Consider the following 19,421-nt stretch of genomic DNA (forward strand, 5'->3'; position numbering starts at 1 on the left):
GAAGAGATGTCCCAAAGTGCCGAAACGTTCGATCTCGGGCCGCTGCGCCTCTCCTCCGGCGAGGGGCGCTCGATCGACCTGGACGTCGCCGTCCAGGAGTTCGAGCTGAGCAGCCAGACCTATGCGGTCACACCGCCGATCGTGCCCGTCAGGCTGGACGTCTCGCGCACGACCGCGAACGGCTACGCACTGAGGATCCGCTTCGAGGCGACGCTCGACGGACCGTGCATGCGCTGCCTCGAACCGTCCAGCAACAGCTTCAGAGTCGACGCGCGCGAGGTCGAGCAGCCCGGCGCCAGAGATGAAGAGCTCGACAGCCCCTACGTCACCGACGAGGTGATCGACCTGACCGGCTGGGTGCGCGACTCGCTGTCGCTGAACCTGCCGGCGCAGCTGCTGTGCAGAGACGACTGCGCGGGCCTGTGCGCGGTCTGCGGCGAGAACCTCAACGAGCAGCCCGACCACGCGCACGCGCCGGAGCCCGATCCGCGCTGGGCGAAGCTGCGCGAGTTGGAGCTGTAGGCCGAACTCATGCGCGAGCTGGCGCGTGCGCGTTCGCGCGCACGCCGGCCGCGGCGCGCCGCCGCCTCCGTCCCTGGTACATTCCACCGCTCTATGGCCGTCCCGAAGCAGAAGCAATCCCACTCGCGCACGAACAAGCGCCGCTCACAGCACAAGATCACGGCGCCGTCGACGCAGGCGTGCCCGCAGTGCCACAGCCCCCGACGGCCGCACCGCGTCTGCCCGGTCTGTGGAACGTACGCCGGTCGTGACGTCGTCGTCACGTCCTCCGGCGACGACGCCTGATCAAAGCGCCCACCGTGCCGCCGATCACGGTTGCCGTGGACGCGAACGGTGCCGACCTCGGTCCTTCCGAGGTCGCAGCCGGCGCTGCCATCGCCGCGGCACGCGGAACCCGCGTGCTGCTGTTCGGTCCAGCTGACGAGATCGGCTCCGTCCCCGACGGAGTCGAAGTCGTCGACGCCCCGCGCTCGATCGCGAAGGCGCCGGATCCGGCGCTCGCCGTGCGCGGCACGCCCGACGCCTCGATCGTGCTCGCGACGAAGGCCGTCGCCGAAGGCCGCGCCGACGCGCTCGTCTCGGGCGGCTCGACCGGCGCCGCGCTGGCCGCGGGCCTCTTCAACATCCGCCGCGCGCGCGGCATCTACCGGCCGGCGCTCGCGCTGCCGATGCCCGTCCCCGGCGCGCCCGTGCTGCTGCTCGACGTCGGCGCCTCCGTCGAGGTCCGCCCCGAGCACCTCGTCCAATACGCCTTCATGGGCGCCGCCTTCGCGCAGTCGGTGATGGGCGTGCAGGCGCCGCGCGTCGGGCTGCTGTCCAACGGCGAGGAGCCCGGCAAGGGCACCCCCGACGTGATCGCCGCGCACGCGCGCCTGATGGAGACGGGCGGCCGCATCAACTTCATCGGCAACATCGAGGGCACCCAGGTGACCGACGGCGTCGCGGACGTCGTCGTGATGGACGGCTTCACCGGCAACATCACGCTGAAGCTGATCGAGGGCGTCTCCAGCAAGCTGATGCGCTCGATCAGAGAGACCGCGATGAGAACGCCGCGCGGCCGCGCCGGCGGGATGATGCTGCGCAAGCCGCTCGCGGGCCTGATGGAGACGCTCGACCCCGAGCTGGCCGGCGGCGCGTACATGCTCGGGCTGCGCCGCACCGGCGTCGTCGCGCACGGCCGCTTCACGCGCACCGGCTTCGCCCGCGCGATCGAGGTCGCCGAGCGGGCCGTGCAGGAGGACGTCGTCGGGCGGACGCTGGCGGCGCTCGACGCGGCCGGCGCGCTGCGCCAGGCACCTTCGTCCGACGCCCCGGCTAGCGTCCAACAGACATGACCCGCGAGGCCATTCTCACCCTGATCCGCACCCACCTCGCGGACGAGCTCACGATCGAGCCCGCCCGCGTGCAGGAGGTCACTCGCTTCCGCGAGGACCTGGAGGCCGACTCGCTCGACCTCTACACGCTCGTGCAGGAGTTGGAGGACACCTACGGCGTCCGCATGTCCGACGAGCAGGCGGCAGGGATCCTCACGGTCGGCCAGGCGGTCGACTTCGTGCTCGCCTCCGGTGTCGCGGACCGCGAAGCCGGGGCCTGAGCGCTGCGCCTGCTCGCCGAACTGCTCGACCGGCTTCCGGACGACCTCGCCAGACAGGTCTTCACGCACTCGTCGTGGACCGATCGGCGCTCGGACTCCTATGAGCGCCTCGCCTTCCTCGGCGACAGCGTGCTCGGGCTCGCCGTCACGACCCATCTGTATCCGCGTCTGGAGGCCGAGCGCTACGGCGCCGGCCGGCTGACGAAGATCCGCGCCCAGGCTGTCTCCGGCAGATCGTGCATGGAGGTCGCCGAGCGGCTCGGCGTGCCGGAGCGGCTGCGCACCGCCGCGCCCGAGGGCGTCGGCCAGAACGCCGACGCGCTCGTGCGGACCGAGCGCGTGCTCGCGTCCGTGATCGAGGCCGTGATCGGCGCCTGCTACCTCAGCAACGGCTACGACGTCACCGCCGACGCGGTCGTCGAGGCGTTCGAGCCGGAGATCGAGCGCGCGCTGGAGCACCCGGTCGACTTCAAGTCGGCGCTGCAGGAGCGGCTCGCGAGGCGCGGTGACGTCGTCGTCTACTCGGTCTCCGAGGAAGAGGGACCGCCGCACGACCGCATCTTCCAGGTGATCGCCGAGGTCTCCGGCAGAGAGGTCGGCAACGGTCGAGGTCGTTCGAAGAAGGACGCGGAGCAGGAAGCGGCGCGCGCGGCGCTGGGCGCCATGGGAGCATAGGAGCCCAATGCACCTGAAGTCGCTCACATTGAAGGGCTTCAAGTCGTTCCCAGACCGCACGAAGCTCGCGTTCGGTCCCGGTGTCAGCGTCGTCGTCGGTCCCAACGGGTCCGGCAAGTCCAACGTGACCGACGCGGTGCTGTGGGCGATGGGCGAGCAGTCGCCGCTGGCGATCCGCGGCGCGTCGATGCAGGATGTGATCTTCGGCGGCGGCCACGGCCGCAAGGCGAGCGGCAGCGCCGAGGTCGAGCTGGTGCTCGACAACTCCGACGGCACGTTGGAGATGGAGTTCGCGGAGGTCTCGATCCTGCGCAGGCTGGACCGCTCCGGCGACGGCGAATACCGCCTCAACGGCGCCCGCTGCCGCCTCGCCGACGTGCTCGAGGTGCTGTCCGACACGGGCCTCGGCAAGGAGTCGCACTCGGTCATCTCGCAGGGCCGCGTCGAGGCGATCGTGACCTCCAAGCCGAAGGACCGGCGCCTGCTGATCGAGGAGGCCGCCGGCCTCGGCAAGCACCGCAAGCGCCGCCGCCGCGCGCAGCTGAAGCTCGCGCGCACGCAGGACAACCTCGATCGCGCGCTCGACGTCGAACGCGAGGCGCGCTCGCGGCTGCGGCCGTTGAAGCGGCAGGCCGAGGCGGCCGAGCTGCACGAGCGGATCGAGCGCCAGTCGCTGGAGGCGCGCTGGGAGCTGGGCCGCGACGCCGTCCGCGCGACGCGACTGGAGCTGCAGCACGCCGAGGAGGCGGTCAGAGGCGCTCGCGCCCGCCGCGACGAGGCCGAGCAGGCGCTGAGCGGCGTCGCGAAGCGGCGTGAGGAGGCCGAGCAGGCGCTGCAGCAGCGCAGCGAGCAGCGCGAGGAGCTGTCCGGCCGTGCGTACCGCGCGCGGGCGGCGAACGAGCGCGTCGGGATGCGCCTGGAGGCAGTCCGCGCCACCGCGACGTCGCTGAACGAGCGGATCGTGCGCCACGACGCCGAACTGACCGCGCTGCGCCAGCAGGCCGCCGCGGACGTCGCCGACCCGGAGGCCGCCGGCCGGATCGCGTCGCTGCAGGAAGAGCTGGAGCGGTTGGAGCGCGACCGCAGAACGGAGCTGGAGCGCGAGCTGGCGGAGCTGGAGGCCAGACGCGCCGCCGCCGGGGCGGAGGTCGAGCGGCTGGGCGCGATCACCGCGCAGCGCAACGCCGCGCTGGCCGAGGCGGAGCAGCAGTCCGAGGCCGCGCGCGCCGCACGCCGCGAGGCCGAGAAGGTCGTCGAGACCGCCCGTCGCGACGCTGCCAGGGTCGGCGGCGAGCTGGCGGCAGCGAACCAGTTCCTGCGCTCGCAGGCCGGCGCCCCCGGCGGCGCCCCCGCGCTCGCCGACAGACTCGAGGTCGACGGCGGCTTCGAGCTCGCCCTCGCCGCCGCGCTCGACGGCCGCCTGCGCGCCGCCGTCGTCGCCGACCGCGCGGAGGGCATCAGGCTGCTGGAGAGATCGGGGCGGGATGGCGGGAGCGCGCTGGTGGCGCGGCCGACCGCCGCCGCGTCCGTTCCCGGCGACGCGTCCGCGGCCGCCGACGGGGCCGCTCCGGCCGCCAGCTCGTCGGCTCCCGCCAGCGCGTCGGCTCCCGCAAGCGCGACCAACGAAGATGAACCTGGTTCCGGTGCAAATCCGCCCTGCGCCGGCGCCGACCGCCTGCTCGACCATGTTCGCGGCCCGGCCGCAACGCTCGAGATCGCCACCGCGCTGCTCGCCGACACGTGGATCGTCGAGGACGTGACCGCGGTCGCCGAAGCGTTCACCGGCACCGCCGTGACCGCCGACGGCCGCGTCTGGAACGGCGCGCTGCGGGTCCTGCGCCAGGTCCCGGGCGGCGGCGAGGAGCGCGTGCTGGCCGAGCGCAACCGCCGCGACGCGCTGATCGTCAAGAGCGAGCAGGCGGCGCGCACCGAGCAGGAGGCGCTGCAGGCCGTCGAGGCCGCATCGGGCGGGATCGGCGCGGTCGACGCCGCCCGCGACGAGGCCGAGAGAGCGGTCCGCGAGATCGTCCGCGCCGCCGACGAGGCGCGCGAGTCCGAGCACCGCGCGCGGCTGCTGATCGAACAGCGCCGCAAGGCCGAGGACGCCGGTCCGGGCGCGATCCGCCGCGCGCAGATCGAGGCCGAGCTGGCCGCAGAGAGACGCCTCGTCGAGCGCGCCGAGCGCGAGCGCGCCGAGCGCAGCGGCCGCATCGCGCTGGCCGAGGCACGTGTGGCAGGCGAGCAGGCGGTCGTGCCGCAGGCGGAGCGGCTCGTCGAGGTCTTCGCCGAGCTGGCCAGCGCGATCGCGGCGCGCGTGGAGGTCTTCGACGCTGAGCTGGCCGCGCACCGCGCCGCCGGCGAGCACGTCGCCGTCGAGCTGCGCGCCTGCGCCCGCGAGGAAGCGGAGCTGCAGGGTCGCTTGAAGCGCGACGGCGAGGCCGTGACGGCCTCCGAGGTGCGCGCCCAGCAGGCGCGCGACCGTTCGCAGGAGGCGGAGACGGAGCTGCGCACGCTCGCCGAGCGGCTCGGCCTGGAGCCGGAACCGGCCGAGCAGCCGCTGCCCGACGAGGAGCGCGCCGCGCTGGCGCAGCGGATCGAGCGGCTGACGAAGCGGCGCGAGCAGCTCGGGCCCGTCAACCCGCTCGCGAAGGACGAGTACGACGAGGCGCTCGCGCACGTCGAGGAGCTCGAGCGTCAGCGCAACGACCTCGAGTCGGCGCTGCGCGAGCTGGCGACGCTGATCCGCGACACCGACCGCCAGATCCGCGAGACGTTCGAGCAGACGTTCGCGGCGGCGGCGAGAAACTTCGAAGAGCTGGCGCAACAGGTCTTCCCCGGCGGCCGCGGCAGACTGCGGCTCGTGCGCGAGGACTCCGGCCCGCGCCCCGTCATCGGCGGCGAGAGCTCCGACGCGAGCGAGGCCGAGGCGGCGGCGGAGGCGGCCGAGCTGGACAGCGACACAGAGGACCGCGACGACGAGGACCTGCATGGCGTCGAGATAGAGATCACGCCCGCCGGCAAGTCGATGAAGCGCCTGACGCTGCTGTCCGGCGGCGAGAAGTCGATGACCGCGCTCGCGTTCCTGTTCTCGGTCTTCCTCGCCAGACCGTGCCCGTTCTACATCCTCGACGAGGTCGAGGCGGCGCTCGACGACCTCAACATCGACCGCTTCCTGAGACTGCTGCGCACCTACCGCGAGCGCGCGCAGTTCATCGTCGTGACGCACCAGAAGCGCACGATGGAGGCGGCCGACAGCCTCTACGGCGTCTCGATGGGCGGCGACGGCATATCGAAGGTGATCTCGCGCAGACTGCCGCCGGAGCAGGCGGCGGAGGCCGAGGTAGCGGGCTCCGCCGCCTGAGGCGCATCAGACGTCGTCTCGACGCGCCTGCCTTTGTCCTCGGTCGCTCACGGGCTGGCGCCCGCAGCGCTCCCTGCGTCCGCGGCAGGCACGCCGATCCTTCCGCCTGATGTGCCTCAGGTGAGTTGCTTCTCGTACCAGTGCGTCGCGAACGGATTGCCGTTGTAGTCGGCGATCTCCGTGTAGCCGCACGCGTGGTAGAGCGCGACCGCCTCAGGCTGCACGGCGTTCGTGTCCAACCGCACGCGCGTGTGTCCCAGCTCACGCGCGGCCTGCTCCAGCTCGCCCAGTATCCGCCGCGCGATCCCGCGCCGGCGCGCGCCCGGCACGACGTACATCCGCTTGACCTCGCCCAGCCCCGGCGCGAGCGTGCGCACGCCGCCGCAGCCGACCGCGACGCCGCGATCCTCCGCGAGCAGGAAGGCGCCGCTGGGCGGCTCCAGCTCGTACGGCTCGACCCAGCTCGCCGGCCGCCTCCCGACCGGAGGTTCCACGGGCGAGAACGGACGGCCGCGCCCGACCAGCTCGGCACCGTAGGCGCGCAGCACGCGAGCGGCCTCCGGCGTGGCGGGGCTGGCGCGCCGGATGCGGATGGGAGATGTCTGCACATTGGTATCGTCGCCGATCCTCATGGCACGCGACTGGCAGGACCTCTTCATCACCCGCGACGGCGCCTCGGTGGCGGTCGCCGACGAGCCGCAAACGGCCGAGAAGCGGCGCGGCTTCTTCAGACGCCTGCGCGAGAACATGCGCAAGACGCGCGAGGCGCTCACGAGCGAGATCACCGCGACGCTGTTCGAGGATCTCGACGAAGAGACGTGGGAGCGGCTGGAGGAGGCGCTGATCGCAGCAGACGTCGGCGCCCGCACGACGGCGGAGATCGTCGAGCAGTTGGAGCAGGAGGCCTCCAGCGGCGACCTGACCGGCGGCGAGCAGCTGACGGCGCGCCTGCAGGAGCTGCTCGCGAACGTCGCGCGCGTCGGCGAGCCGCGGATCGACCTGACCCCGTCGCCGACCGTGCTGCTGGTCGTCGGCGTCAACGGCACCGGCAAGACGACGTCGGTCGGCAAGCTCGCCTGGCACCTGCGCAAGGAGCTGGGCCAGAAGGTCGTGCTGGGCGCGGCGGACACGTTCCGCGCCGCCGCCGTCGAGCAGTTGGAGGAGTGGTCCAAGCGGGCCGACGTGCGCTTCGTCAAGGGCCCGCCGGAGTCCGACCCGGGCTCGGTCGCGTTCGAGGCCGTCGCGACCGGCGTGCGGGAAGGCGCCGACGTCGTGATCGTCGACACCGCCGGGCGCCTGCACACGCAGGACAACCTGATGGCGGAGCTGACGAAGGTCCGCCGCGTGATCTCCAAGCAGCTGCCGGACGCGCCGCACGAGACGCTCATCACCGTCGACGCGACGACCGGCCAGAACGGCCTGCGCCAGGCGAAGCTGTTCGCCGAGGCAGTCGACGTGACCGGCATCGTGCTGACGAAGCTCGACGGCACCGCGAAGGGCGGCATCGCGCTCGCGATCGCGCGCGAGCTGGGGATCCCGGTGAAGATGATCGGGATCGGCGAGAGCCTCGAGGACCTGCGCCCGTTCGACCCCGACGACTTCGCCCGCGCGCTGCTGTCGTAGCGGCGCGCCCCGGGCCTCGCCCCGCCCCGTCGTGGCGGACAACCGACGGCGGTTGGGCGGCTCGCCCATTTCGCCGCCGCCTCTCGCAGCGGTAAGCTCGCGCTCACATGGACGAATGGGTCATCTGGGTCATCCTCGCCGTCGTCTTCGGCGCCGGTGAGATCGTCACCACGAGCTTCTTCCTCGCCCCCTTCGCCGGCGGCGCCGCCGTGGCGGCGATCGCGGCGGGCGTCGGCGTCGGCTTCGGTGCCTCCGCGGCGATCTTCATCCTCGTCTCGGTCCTGCTGCTGCTGTTCGTGCGGCCGATCGCGCGTGCGCACCTGAAGACGCCCGCGCAGTTGCGCACCGGCACCGCGGCGCTCGTCGGGCGCCGCGCGATGGTGCTGGAGCGGATCTCCAACGACGAGGCCGTCGGCTGCGTGCGGATCGACGGCGAGGTCTGGACCGCGCGCGCATATGACGACGACGACATCATCGAGGCGGGTAGACCCGTCACGGTCGTGGAGATCAGGGGCGCCACCGCGCTCGTATCCGAGTGAGCAGGCGTCCGGTCATTCGGTCGCAGAACCAACCAAGCTAGGGGAGACCACGTACACATGGCCGGCCTCATCGTTCTCGCCGTCGTCGTTCTGTTCCTGTTGTTCGTGGCGGCACGGACCATCCGCATCATCCCGCAGGCCCGCGCGGGCGTCGTCGAGCGGCTCGGCCGCTACAGCCGCACGCTCAACCCGGGCCTGACGATCGTGATCCCGTTCATCGACAAGGTGAAGCCGCTGATCGACCTGCGCGAGCAGGTGATCACGTTCGCGCCGCAGCCGGTCATCACCGAGGACAACCTCGTCGTGCAGATCGACACGGTCCTCTACTTCACGATCACCGACCCGAAGTCCGTCACCTACGAGGTCGCCAACCCGCTGCAGGCGATCGAGCAGCTGACGGTGACGACGCTGCGCAACGTGATCGGCGGCATGACGCTCGAGGACGCGCTCACCAGTCGCGACAACATCAACACCCAGCTGCGCGTCGTGCTCGACGAGGCGACCGGCAGATGGGGCATCCGGATCGCGCGCGTCGAGCTGAAGTCGATCGACCCGCCCGGCTCGATCCAGGAGGCGATGGAGAAGCAGATGCGCGCCGAGCGCGACCGCCGCGCCACGATCCTCCAGGCAGAGGGCGTCAAGCAGTCGCAGATCCTCACCGCCCAGGGCGACCAGCAGTCGGCCGTGTTGCGCGCGCAGGGCGAGCGCGAAGCGGCGATCCTCAGAGCCGAGGGCGAGGCGAGAGCGATCCAGACGGTCTTCACGGCGATCCACGAGGGCAGGCCGGACCGCGAGCTGCTCAGCTACCAGTACCTGCAGATGCTGCCGAAGCTGGCCGACGGCCAGGCGAGCAAGGTGTTCGTGATCCCGTCGGAGTTCACGCAGGCGCTCGGCGGGCTCGGGAACGCGATCGGCAACGCGATGGGCGGGGCGACCCCGCCGGCGCCGCCCGCGCCGCCCGCTGCGCCGACGCCGGACGCCGACGCCGGGCCCGAGGCGCAGCGGGCGCTGCCGCAGCCGCCCCGACCGACGGATCCCCCGGCCGCCTGAGCAGCGGCCAGGTAGCCTTTCAGGGACATGTTCGACTCACTCGCCGAGAAGCTCCAGGCCACGCTCGCGGACGTCCGCGGGCGCGGCACCCTGACCGAGGACGACGTCAACGCCGCGATGCGCGAGATCCGGCTCGCGCTGCTGGAGGCCGACGTCAACTTCAAGGTCGTGAAGAGATTCACGAACGCGGTCAAGGAGCGGGCGCTCGGCAGTGACGTGATCGGGCAGCTGAACCCCGGTCAGCAGGTCGTCAAGATCGTCAACGACGAGCTGTCGCAGCTGATGGGCGGCGAGTCGGTCGAGCTGAAGTTCTCCTCCAGCCCGCCGACGGTGATCCTGATGGCGGGCCTGCAGGGCTCCGGCAAGACGACCGCGACGGCCAAGCTCGCCCGCTACCTGCGCGAGCAGCACAGATCGTCGGTTGCGGTCGCCGCCTGCGACGTCTACCGCCCGGCTGCCGTCGAGCAGCTGATCATGGTCGGCAGACAGGCCGGCGCGGAGGTCTACGAGAGAGGCACCGACGCCGACCCGGTCGAGATCGCGAAGTGGGCGCGCGAACGCGCCGGCCGCGAGGGCAAGGACGTGCTGATCGTCGACACCGCCGGCCGCCTGCACGTCGACGAGAACCTGATGAAGGAGCTCGCCGAGATCAAGCGCGTCACGAACCCGACCGACGTGCTGCTCGTGGTCGACGCGATGACCGGTCAGGACGCGGTCAACGTCGCCGAGCAGTTTGCCGAGGTCGTGCAGTTCGACGGCGTCGTGATGAGCAAGCTCGACGGCGACGCCCGCGGTGGCGCGGCGCTGTCGGTCAAGTCGGTCACCGGCAAGCCGATCCTGTTTGCCTCCACCGGCGAGAAGCTCGACCAGTTCGAGCGCTTCCACCCGGACCGGATGGCGCAGCGGATCCTCGGCATGGGCGACGTGCTGACGCTGATCGAGAAGGCCGAGTCGCAGTTCGACGAGGCGCAGGCGAAGGAGCTCGAGCGCAAGATCCGCAAGTCGGAGTTCGGCCTCGACGACTTCCTGGACCAGCTCAAGCAGGTCCGCAGACTCGGCCCGCTGCAGTCGCTGCTGGGGATGATGCCCGGGCTCGGCGGCCACCAGCTGCGCAACCTCAGAGTCGACGAGAAGGAGTTCGACCGGATCCAGGCGATCATCACGTCGATGACGCCGGACGAGCGCCGCAACCCCGAGATCATCAAGGGGTCGCGTCGGATCCGGATCGCCAGAGGCTCCGGCACCAACGTGCAGGCCGTGAAGGCGCTGATCAGACAGTTCTCGCAGATGCAGAAGCTGATGAAGTCGATGCAGTCGGGCAAGATGCCGGACATCGGCGCGCTGATGCGACAGGCGCGATAGGCGCAGACACACCCGACGGGCAGGGATCCGCTACCCTCCCACGTCGGTCTTTCGACTCAAATCTCCGAAAGGGAATCGTGGCAGTACGACTCCGGCTGACCCGCGTGGGCGCCAAGAAGAACCCGATCTGGCGTGTTGTCGCCGCCGATCAGCGCTCCAAGCGCGACGGTCGCGTGCTCGAGACGATCGGTCACTACAACGCTCAGACCGAGCCCTCGACGATCACGCTCGACGAGGAGAAGGTGCGCGCCTGGCTCGCCAAGGGTGCTCAGCCGAGCAACTCCGTCGCCAAGCTGCTCAAGATCCAGGGCATCACGGGCCCGACGGCAGGTCCGACGGCCTAGTGACGTCGTCTCGCGAGGGCTCGGTGATGAGAGAGCTGCTCGAGTACCTCGCCAGACAGCTCGTCGACCATCCCGACGACGTCGAGGTCGAAGAGTTCGAAGAGGACGACGGCACGCTCGTGCTCGAGCTTGCCGTCGCCGAGGACGACTACGGCAAGGTGATCGGGCGCGGCGGCCGGACGGCCAACGCGCTGCGCCTCGTCGTGAAGGCTGCCGCGGTGAAGGACAATCGCCGCGTCCTCGTCGACATCGTCGACTGATCCCGATGGATGAGATCCGCCCGGCCGAGCAGTCGCCGGCCGCCCCCCGGGGCGACAGGGACGACTGGCTGATCGCCGGCCACATCGGCAGAGCCCACGGGCTCGACGGCAGCTTCCATGTGACGCAGCCGCGCGCGCAACTGCTCGACCTCGGCCGCAGATTGGCCGTCGACGGACATGACGACGAGATCGTCCGTCGCGCCGGCACCGACGCGAGACCGATCCTTCGCCTCGCGTCGTGCACCTCGCGCACCGCCGTCGAGGCGCTGCGCGGCAGAGACCTGCTGGTCCCGCGCGCCGACGCCCCACCGCTGGAGGACGACGAGTGGTGGCCCGAGGAGATCGAGGGCTGTCGCGTGCACGACGGTGAGCACGAGGTCGGCGTCGTGCGCAGACTGCGTGCGCTGCCGTCCTGTGAGCTGCTCGAGGTCGCCCGCCCGGGCGGCGCCGACGACCTGCTGGTTCCGTTGATCAGAGACGCCGTCCGCGAGGTCGACGTCGAGGGCCGCCGGATCGAGATCGACCTCGTCTTCCTGGGCGAGGCCGACCCGTCCGACGCGCCTGCGCCGCCTGATCGCGGCGGCGCCGACCCGCTCGCGTGATGCAGCTCGACGTCTTCACGCTCTTCCCGCGGTGGTTCGAGTGGTTTCGCACGCAGCGCCACGTCGAAAACGCGCTGCGGCTCGGGCACGACGTGTCGTGCGTCAACTACCGCGACACGACCCCGCTCAGCGGCGGTCAGGTCGATGACACGCCGTTCGGCGGCGGTGCCGGCATGGTGCTGCGCGTCGATGTCGTCGAGACGGCGCTGAGGGCCCGCTACGACTGCGATCCCGTCGAGCTGCGCGAACGCCGGCGCGTGGTCGTGCTGACGCCGGGCGGGCGCCAGCTCGACGACAGGCTGGTCGACGAGCTCGCGGCCGAGCCGGAGCTGACGCTGCTGTGCGGCCGCTATGAGGGGTTCGACGAGCGCATCGTCGAACACTACGCGACGGACTCGATCTCGATCGGCAGATATGTGTTGGCAGGGGGCGAGCTGGCGGCGATGGTCGTCGCCGACGCGGTCCTGCGCAAGCTGCCCGGAACGCTCGGCCACGTCGACTCCGCGCACGAGGAGTCGTTCAGCGCCGCGTTGGAGGGTGCACCCGAGTATCCGCACTACACCCGCCCCGCCGAGTATCGTGGCTGGAGAGTTCCCGAGATCCTGCTCTCCGGCCACCACCAGCGCGTGCGCGACTGGCGGCTGGAGCAGAGCCGGGAACGTGCTCGCGCCAGCGCCGTGGCACCACCCGACGACGACGCCGCACCGGACGAATGAGGGCCGCGCATCACGCCGACCTGCCGTCCGCTACCATTCCCGATCCGCGACGGCCAGAAGGGCCCCGCCAATTTCTCTTGCCATGAGCACTGTTATCGAAAATCTTGAGCGCGAGCAGCTTCGACGCGCACCGAAGTTCGACGCGGGCGACCGAGTCCGAGTCCACTTCCAGGTCATCGAGGGCACGCGTCGTCGTACGCAGGTCTTCGAGGGCGTCGTCATCAAGCGCCAGGGCCACGGCGTGCGGGAGACGTTCACCGTCCGCAAGCAGTCCTTCGGCGTCGGCGTGGAGCGCACGTTCCCCGTCCACTCCCCGAAGATCGAGAAGATCGAGATCGCAGCCCGCGGTGACGTCCGTCGCGCGAAGCTGTACTACCTCCGCGATCGGATCGGCAAGCGCGCCCGTGTGCGCGAGCGCCGCTCGGTCGGCCCGGAGGAGGTCTTCGGCCGCGAGTTGCTGCACGACCCGAATGCGGTCGTCGTGGAGGAGATCGCTCCTGAGGAGGCCGTCCTGGCCACCGAAGGCGCGCCCGACGTGACCGACGCGGCTCCTGCCGCTGAGGCTGCACCGGTCGAGGAGGCCGCCGCCGAGAGCGCGGCTGCTCCCGCGGCCGAGACGTCGCCCGAGACCACGGGTGACGAGGCCAGAGGCTCTGACGAGCCGAAGGCCCCGGCAAGCGCCGAGTAGCACGTGCGCGGCAAGTCGAAGTCCGCCTCCAGTTCTCTGCTGGAGTTGGTCTTCATCGTGGCCGTCGCGCTCGGCCTTGCGCTCGGGATCCAGGCGTTCATCGTCAAGCCGTACCGGATCCCGAGCGGTTCGATGGAGCCGACCCTCGCGGTTGGCGAGCGCGTGCTCGTCAACCGCATCGGCAACAACTTCACCGACCCCGGCGTGGGGGACATACTCGTCTTCCACCCGCCGAGAGGCGCCGACACGAACGAGTGCGGCGTCCCCGGCCAGGGCCCCTTCTATGACGGGCCGCAGAGCCGCGTACCCTGCTCGCGTTCGACGCCGACGCGCTCGAATCAGAACTTCATCAAGCGCGTCGTCGGCGTGCCGGGCGACCGCATATCGGTCCGCGACGGTCACGTCGTGCGCAACGGCGTCCTGCAGAAGGACTCGTTCATCAACGCCTGCGGCGAGGGCTCGGACTGCAACCTCGGCACGATAACCGTGCCGAAGGACCAGTACTTCATGATGGGCGACAACCGCGGCGAGTCCGACGACAGCCGCTACTGGGGTCCGATCAAGCGCGACTGGATCATCGGCGGCGCGTTCGCCAGCTACTGGCCGCCGAAGCGCATCGGTCCGCTCTGAGATCCTGTTTCGGAATGGGTCGCATTCCGCCCGGCGGGTGGTGCATGATGCGTGGCAGTGGTGTACGAGCCAGAGCACGTCCCTTCCGCCGTGGCCGCGGCCGCTAGAGCGCCCAGAAGACGCCGTCCGCGCCCGCCGGGTCGCAGACTGTTCGCGTTCGACCGCGAGTTCGGCACCCGCTTCGTAGCGGGCGCCGACGAGGCCGGTCGCGGCTGTCTCGCCGGCCCGCTCGTCGCGGCCGCCGTCCTGTTCGACTACGAGCGCCTCTCGCGCTCCGACATGCGGGCGCTCAGCACGCTGAACGACTCCAAGCAGCAGACCGCCGAGCGCCGCGAGGCGCTCTACCCGGTGATCCTGCGCGTCGCCACGCGCGTGGCGGTGATCTCGCGCTGCGCACCCGGCATCGATCGCCGTGGCCTGCACGTCACGAACCTCGCCGCCCTGCACGACGCGCTCGCGCGCGTCGCGCGCGACGGCTGCATCTGCCTCAGCGACGGCTTCCCGGTCGCAGAGCTCCCGCACGACCAGCAGGCCGTCGTCGGCGGCGACGCCCGCAGCGCCGCCATCGCCGCCGCATCCGTCGTGGCGAAGGTCACCCGCGACCGCTTCATGCACCGCGCGGACGTCACGCATCCCGGCTGGGAGTTCGCCTCCCACGTCGGCTACGCGACGAGGGAGCACCGCGCGGCGATCGAGCGCCTCGGCATCACGCCGCTGCACCGGCTGTCGTTCCAGTCGGCCGCATACCAGCAACTCGCGCTCTGACGACGTGCGCGCGAGCGTCGTCGGCCGCACGCGGGCGAACGCCTGCGCGTAGTCCGCGCCTCGGCGAGCCGCCACCGGCTCCAACGGCGTGTGAGTCGACATTTCTCAGAACACCCCTTCGAGGTGCTCGAGCGCCGCGAGCCGGCCGGTCGCGTCGATCGTGACCCCGACCGCGTCGAAACGGAGCTCAGCGGTGTGCGGGCGGTCGGGATGTTCCTGGAGCCAGCCGACCGCCATCTTGCGCACGCGCTGCTGCTGCGCCTCGCGAAATCCCTCCAAAGGGGTCGAGGAGGAGCCGAGCCGTCGCGTCTTGACCTCGCAGAAGACGGTTCGCTCGCCGTCGTGCGCGACGATGTCCAGCTCGCCCCAGCGGGTGCGGTAGTTGCGTGCGAGCACGACGAAGCCGCGACGTTCGAGATGCTCGGCCGCAATGCGCTCGCCGAGGCGGCCCAGGTGGTGGCGGGGGTCAGCTGACATGGGCGGGACACTAGGCCAGGACCCTCATGTGAATCACCGCGAAATTGCGACGATTTGCAGGAAGAACTGCAACAACTGAGCACTCCTGAGAATTGTTGCAGTCCGTATGCCACGCGTAACGCTTTTCTGCGTAGCGTCCCGGGCCGTGCTCAGCCGTGTCGCAACATTCGCCATCGACGGAATCGATCCCCGCCCGGTCTGGGTCGAGGTCGACATCCGCCCGGGCCTGCCCGCCTTCCGCGTCGTCGGAATGGCCGGAAAGGCCGTTCACGAGGCCCGCGACCGGGTCCGTGCGGCGATCCTCAACTCGGGGTTCGAGTTCCCCGCGCGCCGGATCACGGCCAACCTCGCCCCGGCCAGCCTGCCGAAGATCGGCCCGGGCTTCGACGCCGGTCTGGCAGTCGGCCTGCTCGCTGCCAGCGGTCAGTGCGGGGCCGAGCGGTTGGACAGGTGGGCGATCTTCGGCGAGCTGTCGCTCGGCGGCGAGCTGCGGCCGTGCCGCGGTGTGCTGGCGGCGGCCGAAGGTGCCCGCCGCAGTGGGCTCGCCGGCCTGATCGTCCCGCGTGAGCGGGCCGCCGAGGCCGCGCTGGTCGAGGGCATAGACGTCGCCGCGGTGGACAGTCTTCGCGGCGTCGCGCAGTTCCTCGGCGGAGGCGATCCGCCTCCGCCGCCTCTGGCCGTCGAACAGCCCTCGGCGGAAGCGACGGACACAGCGCTTGATCTCGCCGACGTGCGCGGCCACGAGCTGCCGCTGCGGGCGTTGGAGATCGCGGCGGCGGGCGGTCACAACCTGCTGATGGAGGGACCGCCCGGAAGCGGCAAGACGATGCTCGCGCGGCGGCTGCCGTCGTTGCTGCCGCCGCTGTCGCGTGGTGAGGCACTGGAGGTGACACGCATCCACAGCGTCGCCGGTATCCACCGCGCGCCCGGGCTCGTGCCGGCGCGGCCGTTCCGCGCGCCGCATCACACGATCTCGGCCTCCGGGCTGGTCGGCGGAGGTCAGGTGCCGATGCCGGGCGAAGCGAGCCTCGCGCACCATGGCGTGCTGTTCCTCGACGAGCTGTCGGAGTTCTCGCGCCCGAGCCTGGAGGCGTTGCGTCAGCCGATCGAGGACGGGCACGTGGCAGTCGTGCGCGGCCAGCGCGCGCTGCTGTTCCCGACCCGCTTCACGCTCGTGGCGGCGACGAACCCGTGTGGCTGCGGTTATGCCGGCAGCGACCGGCACTGCAGCTGCAGCGAGCCGGAGCTCGCCCGCCACCGCCGCCGCCTCAGCGGTCCGTTGCTGGATCGGCTCGATCTGCTGATGCAGGTCGCGCGCCCGACCGCGGCCGATCTCGGCGCTCCCGCCCGCGAATCGTCCAAGCGGATGCGCGCGCGTGTGCTCGCCGCACGCGAGCGCCAACTGCAGCGGCTGGCGGGGACTGAGGCGCGCTGCAACGGGCAGCTCGACGCGCGGCTGGTGCGTTCGCACGTGCTCGTCGAGGACGCCGCTAGACGAGCGCTGGGGAGGGCGTACGACGCGGGTGCGCTGAGTGCGCGCGGCCACGATCGCGTGCTGCGAGTCGCTTGCACGATCGCCGATCTCGACGAGCGCGACGCGGTCAGACTCGACGACGTCATGCAGGCGCTCACCCTGCGACTGCACGATGCCGGACCGCAGGCGGTGGCGGCGTAATGACGACACCTCCGATCGGCCCGTGCCGGTCGTGCCTGCGGCGCGCCTGGCTGATCGGACGGCTGGCCGGCAACATCGAGCTGGCGTGGGCGGCTCGCAGACCGCTTCCGGCGGTGCTCGCGCTGCCCGACGCGGAGTTGATCGCCGCGCTCGCGGGGGAACAGCGCTCTCGCGTCCTGCAGGAGTACCGGCGCTTTGACGCCGGCGCGGCGCTGCAGCGCTGCGCCGATCGTGCGGTGACGGCGGTTTGCTCCTGCGATCCGAGCTATCCGGCTCGGTTGCTCGAGCTGCCCGACCCGCCGGCGGTGCTGCACGTGCTCGGCGATCCCGCGCGATTCCGGCAGCTCGTGGCGGCGGACTGCGCCGCGATCGTCGGGGCGCGCCGGGCGACGCCGTACGGTCTCGAACAGGCTCGTCGGCTCGGGCACGGGCTTGCCGTCGCTGGCGTCACGGTTGTGAGCGGGATGGCGCTGGGGATCGACTCGGCGGCGCATGCCGGGGCGTTGGATGGCGGCGGACGCACGCTGGCCGTGCTCGCAGGGGCTCCAGAGCGCGCGTATCCGGCGAGTAAGCGCCAACTGCACGCGCAGATCGCCGCACGCGGCGCGGTGATCTCCGAGCTGCCGCCCGGTATCACGGCGCGGCGGTGGAGCTTTCCCGCTCGCAACCGCATCATCGCGGCGCTTGCCGGGCCGACCGTCGTCGTCGAGGCGGGCGAACGGTCGGGGTCGCTGATCACGGCGGCGCTGTGTCTGGAGCTGGGGCGAGACGTGACTGCGGTGCCGGGACTGGTGACCTCGCCGGTCGCGACCGGGACGAACGCATTGATCGTGGACGGAGCACGACTCGTGCGCGGACCGCAGGACGTGCTGGAGCTTATGTACGGCGCCGCCGCCCCGGAGGTGGAGCCCGTCGCGGTCGGCGATTCGCTGCCGGCCGATCTGCGCGGGCTGCTGGAGCGGGTGGGGAGCGGGCTGGACACCGTCGCGGCGTTGACCGCCGCCGGTCTGGGGGTCGATGCCGTGCTGGCGGGACTGGCGCAGCTGGAGCTGCGGGGACGAGTGCGCCGAAGCACGGGAGGGCGCTATGTGTGCCGGCCGTGAGACGGGCGTGGGCGAGGAGGCGACCGCCACAGGGCAGCGGCGGGCGGACGATGCCTGGAGCGGGAGCGCGGCGCAGCGGGCGCGGCCTCGCGCGATCGCGATCGCGATCGGGACCGGGCGTGCGTCGGACCCCGGCGGCGCCTTCGCGGGCAAACGTCCTAAGCTCCTCGCCGTGACAGCGATGCGCATTCCCGCCGTGCTCTCGATCGCCGGGTCTGACTCGGGCGGCGGGGCCGGGATTCAGGCGGACCTGAAGTCGTTCGCGGCCTGCGGCGTGCACGGGATGACCGCGATCACGGCGCTGACGGCGCAGAACACCGTCGGGGTCGACGCCGTCGCTGCGGTCGAGCCGGAGATGATCCTCGCCCAGGTGCGCGCGGTCGCGCGCGACATCGGTGTCGACGCGGTCAAGATCGGGATGCTCGGGACGGTCGCGACGATCGACGCCGTCGTGCAGGCGCTCGACGAGCTGCCTGCCGCGACGCCGATCGTGCTCGACCCTGTGATGGTCTCGGAGTCCGGCGCGGCGCTGCTGCAGGCCGACGCACGGGCGGCGCTGATCGAGCGGCTGCTGCCGCGCGTGACCGTCACGACGCCGAACGTCCCCGAGGCGCGGACGATCGCCGGCATCGAGGGGGACGCGCCGGAGCTGGCGCGCGCGGTCCACGCGCTCGGGCCGCGCTACGTCGTCGTCACCGGCGGCCACCGCGAGCAGGCGACCGACGTCCTCTTCGACGGCACGACGACGAACGAGATCCCGGGCGAGCGCTTTCCCGACGGCGCCGCGCACGGCTCCGGCTGCACGCATTCCTCGGCGCTCGCGGCGCACCTGGCGCTCGGCTTCGCGCCGCTGGAGGCCGCGCGCGCGGCGAAGCGGGTCGCGGCACGGGCAGTGCGGGACGGGTTGCGCGAGATCGGCAGAGGTCCTGGCCCGGTTGACGCGCTCGGCATCCGCGCGCGCAGCTCCGCGCCGCACTGATGCGCCCGCGCGCTGAGCCGAGCGCCGTCAGCTCGCCGCGTGCGACCGCGCGACGGGCTCGACGCGCCGCTCGACGCGCCCGCTCGACGCGCCCGCTCGACGCGCCCGCTTGGGCGCTGTCTGCGAGCCGACCGGTGACACCGCTGCAGAGCGCCCGCGCGCACTGATCGTAAGCGCGTCATAAACGCTCTGGCATAATCCGCCCATGAGGTTCCTGCGCATGAGACCGGGGCACGGAGAGGTGCTGATCGCCGAGGGCGACGTCGAGGTGCGCGAGCAGGAGGAGCAGCTGGTGGAGGAGTTCCGCCGGCAGCTCGACAGCGGCATGTGGGCGGCGGTGCCGATCGTCGACCGCTCCGGCCGGCGGGAGGCGCAGATGGCGCGCAGCTTCGACGAGATCCCGCGCGACGCCGAGCGCGTCATCTTCTTCCCCCGCGCCTCGGGCGGACGGTAGCG

Annotated in this window: 22 protein-coding genes and 1 pseudogene; 21 read left to right on the forward strand and 2 right to left on the reverse strand. The window is 71.7% G+C overall.

Annotated features, from left to right (window positions below; all coding sequences use genetic code 11):
* Positions 1–6: 6 nt before the first annotated feature.
* The 6 genes from Q7L65_RS20295 (at position 7) to Q7L65_RS20320 (ending at position 6,152) form a co-directional block, all read left to right on the forward strand.
* Positions 7–522, forward strand: a complete 516-nt coding sequence (locus Q7L65_RS20295) for a DUF177 domain-containing protein (RefSeq protein WP_304723942.1) — start codon at positions 7–9, stop codon at positions 520–522.
* A 93-nt stretch (positions 523–615) separates the two neighbouring features.
* A complete protein-coding gene (gene rpmF / locus Q7L65_RS20300) occupies positions 616–807 on the forward strand; it encodes a 50S ribosomal protein L32 (RefSeq protein ID WP_304723944.1) in 192 nt (63 codons plus the stop codon).
* Positions 808–842: 35 nt separating this feature from the next.
* Positions 843–1,856, forward strand: a complete 1,014-nt coding sequence (plsX, locus tag Q7L65_RS20305; protein ID WP_304723946.1) for a phosphate acyltransferase PlsX — start codon at positions 843–845, stop codon at positions 1,854–1,856.
* Complete coding sequence (locus Q7L65_RS20310; protein ID WP_304723948.1) at positions 1,853–2,116, forward strand: acyl carrier protein; 264 nt, start codon at positions 1,853–1,855, stop codon at positions 2,114–2,116. The genes plsX and Q7L65_RS20310 overlap by 4 nt, the downstream gene beginning before the upstream one ends.
* A 21-nt stretch (positions 2,117–2,137) precedes the next feature.
* Positions 2,138–2,791: a ribonuclease III family protein gene (locus Q7L65_RS20315; protein ID WP_304724174.1), complete on the forward strand. Its 654-nt coding sequence runs from the start codon at positions 2,138–2,140 to the stop codon at positions 2,789–2,791.
* Positions 2,792–2,798: 7 nt separating this feature from the next.
* Positions 2,799–6,152, forward strand: coding sequence for a chromosome segregation SMC family protein (locus Q7L65_RS20320; RefSeq protein ID WP_304723950.1), 3,354 nt, complete (start codon positions 2,799–2,801; stop codon positions 6,150–6,152).
* A 116-nt stretch (positions 6,153–6,268) separates the two neighbouring features.
* On the opposite strand, the gene Q7L65_RS20325 is transcribed toward Q7L65_RS20320, so the two are convergent.
* Positions 6,269–6,760 (reverse strand): GNAT family N-acetyltransferase, encoded by a 492-nt coding sequence (locus Q7L65_RS20325; protein ID WP_304723951.1) that lies wholly within the window; start codon positions 6,758–6,760, stop codon positions 6,269–6,271.
* Positions 6,761–6,782: 22 nt separating this feature from the next.
* Here Q7L65_RS20325 and ftsY point away from each other — a divergent pair, with 22 nt between their 5' ends.
* The 11 genes and pseudogenes from ftsY to Q7L65_RS20380 all read left to right on the forward strand — a co-directional run bounded on the left by ftsY (position 6,783) and on the right by Q7L65_RS20380 (position 14,731).
* Positions 6,783–7,775: a signal recognition particle-docking protein FtsY gene (gene ftsY, locus Q7L65_RS20330; protein WP_304723953.1), complete on the forward strand. Its 993-nt coding sequence runs from the start codon at positions 6,783–6,785 to the stop codon at positions 7,773–7,775.
* A gap of 107 nt (positions 7,776–7,882) precedes the next feature.
* Entirely contained in the window at positions 7,883–8,314 is a 432-nt protein-coding gene (locus Q7L65_RS20335; protein WP_304723954.1) for an NfeD family protein, read from the forward strand.
* A 57-nt stretch (positions 8,315–8,371) separates the two neighbouring features.
* The gene (locus Q7L65_RS20340) at positions 8,372–9,364 is read left to right on the forward strand and encodes an SPFH domain-containing protein (RefSeq protein ID WP_304723957.1); all 993 of its coding nucleotides are present in this window, start codon (positions 8,372–8,374) and stop codon (positions 9,362–9,364) included.
* 27 nt (positions 9,365–9,391) lie between these two features.
* Positions 9,392–10,726 (forward strand): signal recognition particle protein, encoded by a 1,335-nt coding sequence (ffh, locus tag Q7L65_RS20345; protein ID WP_304723959.1) that lies wholly within the window; start codon positions 9,392–9,394, stop codon positions 10,724–10,726.
* 77 nt (positions 10,727–10,803) lie between these two features.
* Positions 10,804–11,070 carry a 30S ribosomal protein S16 gene (gene rpsP, locus Q7L65_RS20350; RefSeq protein WP_304723960.1) on the forward strand — a complete coding sequence of 89 codons (267 nt, stop codon included), beginning with the start codon at positions 10,804–10,806 and terminating at the stop codon, positions 11,068–11,070.
* Between the two features lie 26 nt (positions 11,071–11,096).
* Positions 11,097–11,330: a KH domain-containing protein gene (locus Q7L65_RS20355; protein WP_304723962.1), complete on the forward strand. Its 234-nt coding sequence runs from the start codon at positions 11,097–11,099 to the stop codon at positions 11,328–11,330.
* Between the two features lie 5 nt (positions 11,331–11,335).
* Entirely contained in the window at positions 11,336–11,932 is a 597-nt protein-coding gene (gene rimM, locus Q7L65_RS20360; protein ID WP_304723964.1) for a ribosome maturation factor RimM, read from the forward strand.
* Positions 11,932–12,648 carry a tRNA (guanosine(37)-N1)-methyltransferase TrmD gene (gene trmD / locus Q7L65_RS20365; RefSeq protein ID WP_304723966.1) on the forward strand — a complete coding sequence of 239 codons (717 nt, stop codon included), beginning with the start codon at positions 11,932–11,934 and terminating at the stop codon, positions 12,646–12,648. The genes rimM and trmD overlap by 1 nt, the downstream gene beginning before the upstream one ends.
* Before the next feature lie 82 nt (positions 12,649–12,730).
* Positions 12,731–13,069, forward strand: a pseudogene (gene rplS, locus Q7L65_RS20370) (50S ribosomal protein L19); the annotation flags it as partial.
* A 270-nt stretch (positions 13,070–13,339) separates the two neighbouring features.
* Positions 13,340–13,966: a signal peptidase I gene (lepB, locus tag Q7L65_RS20375; protein WP_304723967.1), complete on the forward strand. Its 627-nt coding sequence runs from the start codon at positions 13,340–13,342 to the stop codon at positions 13,964–13,966.
* Between the two features lie 90 nt (positions 13,967–14,056).
* Positions 14,057–14,731 carry a ribonuclease HII gene (locus tag Q7L65_RS20380; RefSeq protein ID WP_304723968.1) on the forward strand — a complete coding sequence of 225 codons (675 nt, stop codon included), beginning with the start codon at positions 14,057–14,059 and terminating at the stop codon, positions 14,729–14,731.
* 105 nt (positions 14,732–14,836) lie between these two features.
* Here Q7L65_RS20380 and Q7L65_RS20385 read toward each other — a convergent pair whose 3' ends face one another.
* Complete coding sequence (locus tag Q7L65_RS20385; RefSeq protein ID WP_304723970.1) at positions 14,837–15,208, reverse strand: YraN family protein; 372 nt, start codon at positions 15,206–15,208, stop codon at positions 14,837–14,839.
* Between the two features lie 145 nt (positions 15,209–15,353).
* On the opposite strand from Q7L65_RS20385, the gene Q7L65_RS20390 reads away from it, so the two are divergent.
* The 4 genes from Q7L65_RS20390 (at position 15,354) to Q7L65_RS20405 (ending at position 19,419) form a co-directional block, all read left to right on the forward strand.
* Positions 15,354–16,883 carry a YifB family Mg chelatase-like AAA ATPase gene (locus Q7L65_RS20390; RefSeq protein ID WP_304723971.1) on the forward strand — a complete coding sequence of 510 codons (1,530 nt, stop codon included), beginning with the start codon at positions 15,354–15,356 and terminating at the stop codon, positions 16,881–16,883.
* Positions 16,884–16,996: 113 nt separating this feature from the next.
* Positions 16,997–17,986: a DNA-processing protein DprA gene (dprA, locus tag Q7L65_RS20395; protein WP_304723972.1), complete on the forward strand. Its 990-nt coding sequence runs from the start codon at positions 16,997–16,999 to the stop codon at positions 17,984–17,986.
* 181 nt (positions 17,987–18,167) lie between these two features.
* Positions 18,168–18,965, forward strand: coding sequence for a bifunctional hydroxymethylpyrimidine kinase/phosphomethylpyrimidine kinase (gene thiD / locus Q7L65_RS20400; protein WP_304724176.1), 798 nt, complete (start codon positions 18,168–18,170; stop codon positions 18,963–18,965).
* A 205-nt stretch (positions 18,966–19,170) separates the two neighbouring features.
* Complete coding sequence (locus Q7L65_RS20405) at positions 19,171–19,419, forward strand: hypothetical protein (RefSeq protein WP_304723974.1); 249 nt, start codon at positions 19,171–19,173, stop codon at positions 19,417–19,419.
* The last annotated feature ends 2 nt before the right edge of the window (positions 19,420–19,421 follow it).

This window comes from Conexibacter sp. CPCC 206217, assembly GCF_030646165.1.
In the GTDB taxonomy this organism is placed as follows: domain Bacteria; phylum Actinomycetota; class Thermoleophilia; order Solirubrobacterales; family Solirubrobacteraceae; genus Conexibacter.

Excerpts from the sequence above, each read along its gene's own strand:
- Q7L65_RS20295 (WP_304723942.1), top strand. The coding sequence starts at position 7 with ATGTCCCAAAGTGCCGAAACGTTCGATCTCGGGCCGCTGCGCCTCTCC.
- rpmF (WP_304723944.1), top strand. The coding sequence starts at position 616 with ATGGCCGTCCCGAAGCAGAAGCAATCCCACTCGCGCACGAACAAGCGC.
- Q7L65_RS20310 (WP_304723948.1), top strand. The coding sequence starts at position 1,853 with ATGACCCGCGAGGCCATTCTCACCCTGATCCGCACCCACCTCGCGGAC.
- Q7L65_RS20320 (WP_304723950.1), top strand. The coding sequence starts at position 2,799 with ATGCACCTGAAGTCGCTCACATTGAAGGGCTTCAAGTCGTTCCCAGAC.
- ftsY (WP_304723953.1), top strand. The coding sequence starts at position 6,783 with ATGGCACGCGACTGGCAGGACCTCTTCATCACCCGCGACGGCGCCTCG.
- Q7L65_RS20335 (WP_304723954.1), top strand. The coding sequence starts at position 7,883 with ATGGACGAATGGGTCATCTGGGTCATCCTCGCCGTCGTCTTCGGCGCC.
- Q7L65_RS20340 (WP_304723957.1), top strand. The coding sequence starts at position 8,372 with ATGGCCGGCCTCATCGTTCTCGCCGTCGTCGTTCTGTTCCTGTTGTTC.
- ffh (WP_304723959.1), top strand. The coding sequence starts at position 9,392 with ATGTTCGACTCACTCGCCGAGAAGCTCCAGGCCACGCTCGCGGACGTC.
- Q7L65_RS20355 (WP_304723962.1), top strand. The coding sequence starts at position 11,097 with ATGAGAGAGCTGCTCGAGTACCTCGCCAGACAGCTCGTCGACCATCCC.
- rimM (WP_304723964.1), top strand. The coding sequence starts at position 11,336 with ATGGATGAGATCCGCCCGGCCGAGCAGTCGCCGGCCGCCCCCCGGGGC.
- trmD (WP_304723966.1), top strand. The coding sequence starts at position 11,932 with ATGCAGCTCGACGTCTTCACGCTCTTCCCGCGGTGGTTCGAGTGGTTT.
- Q7L65_RS20385 (WP_304723970.1), bottom strand. The coding sequence starts at position 15,208 with ATGTCAGCTGACCCCCGCCACCACCTGGGCCGCCTCGGCGAGCGCATT.
- thiD (WP_304724176.1), top strand. The coding sequence starts at position 18,168 with ATGCGCATTCCCGCCGTGCTCTCGATCGCCGGGTCTGACTCGGGCGGC.
- Q7L65_RS20405 (WP_304723974.1), top strand. The coding sequence starts at position 19,171 with ATGAGGTTCCTGCGCATGAGACCGGGGCACGGAGAGGTGCTGATCGCC.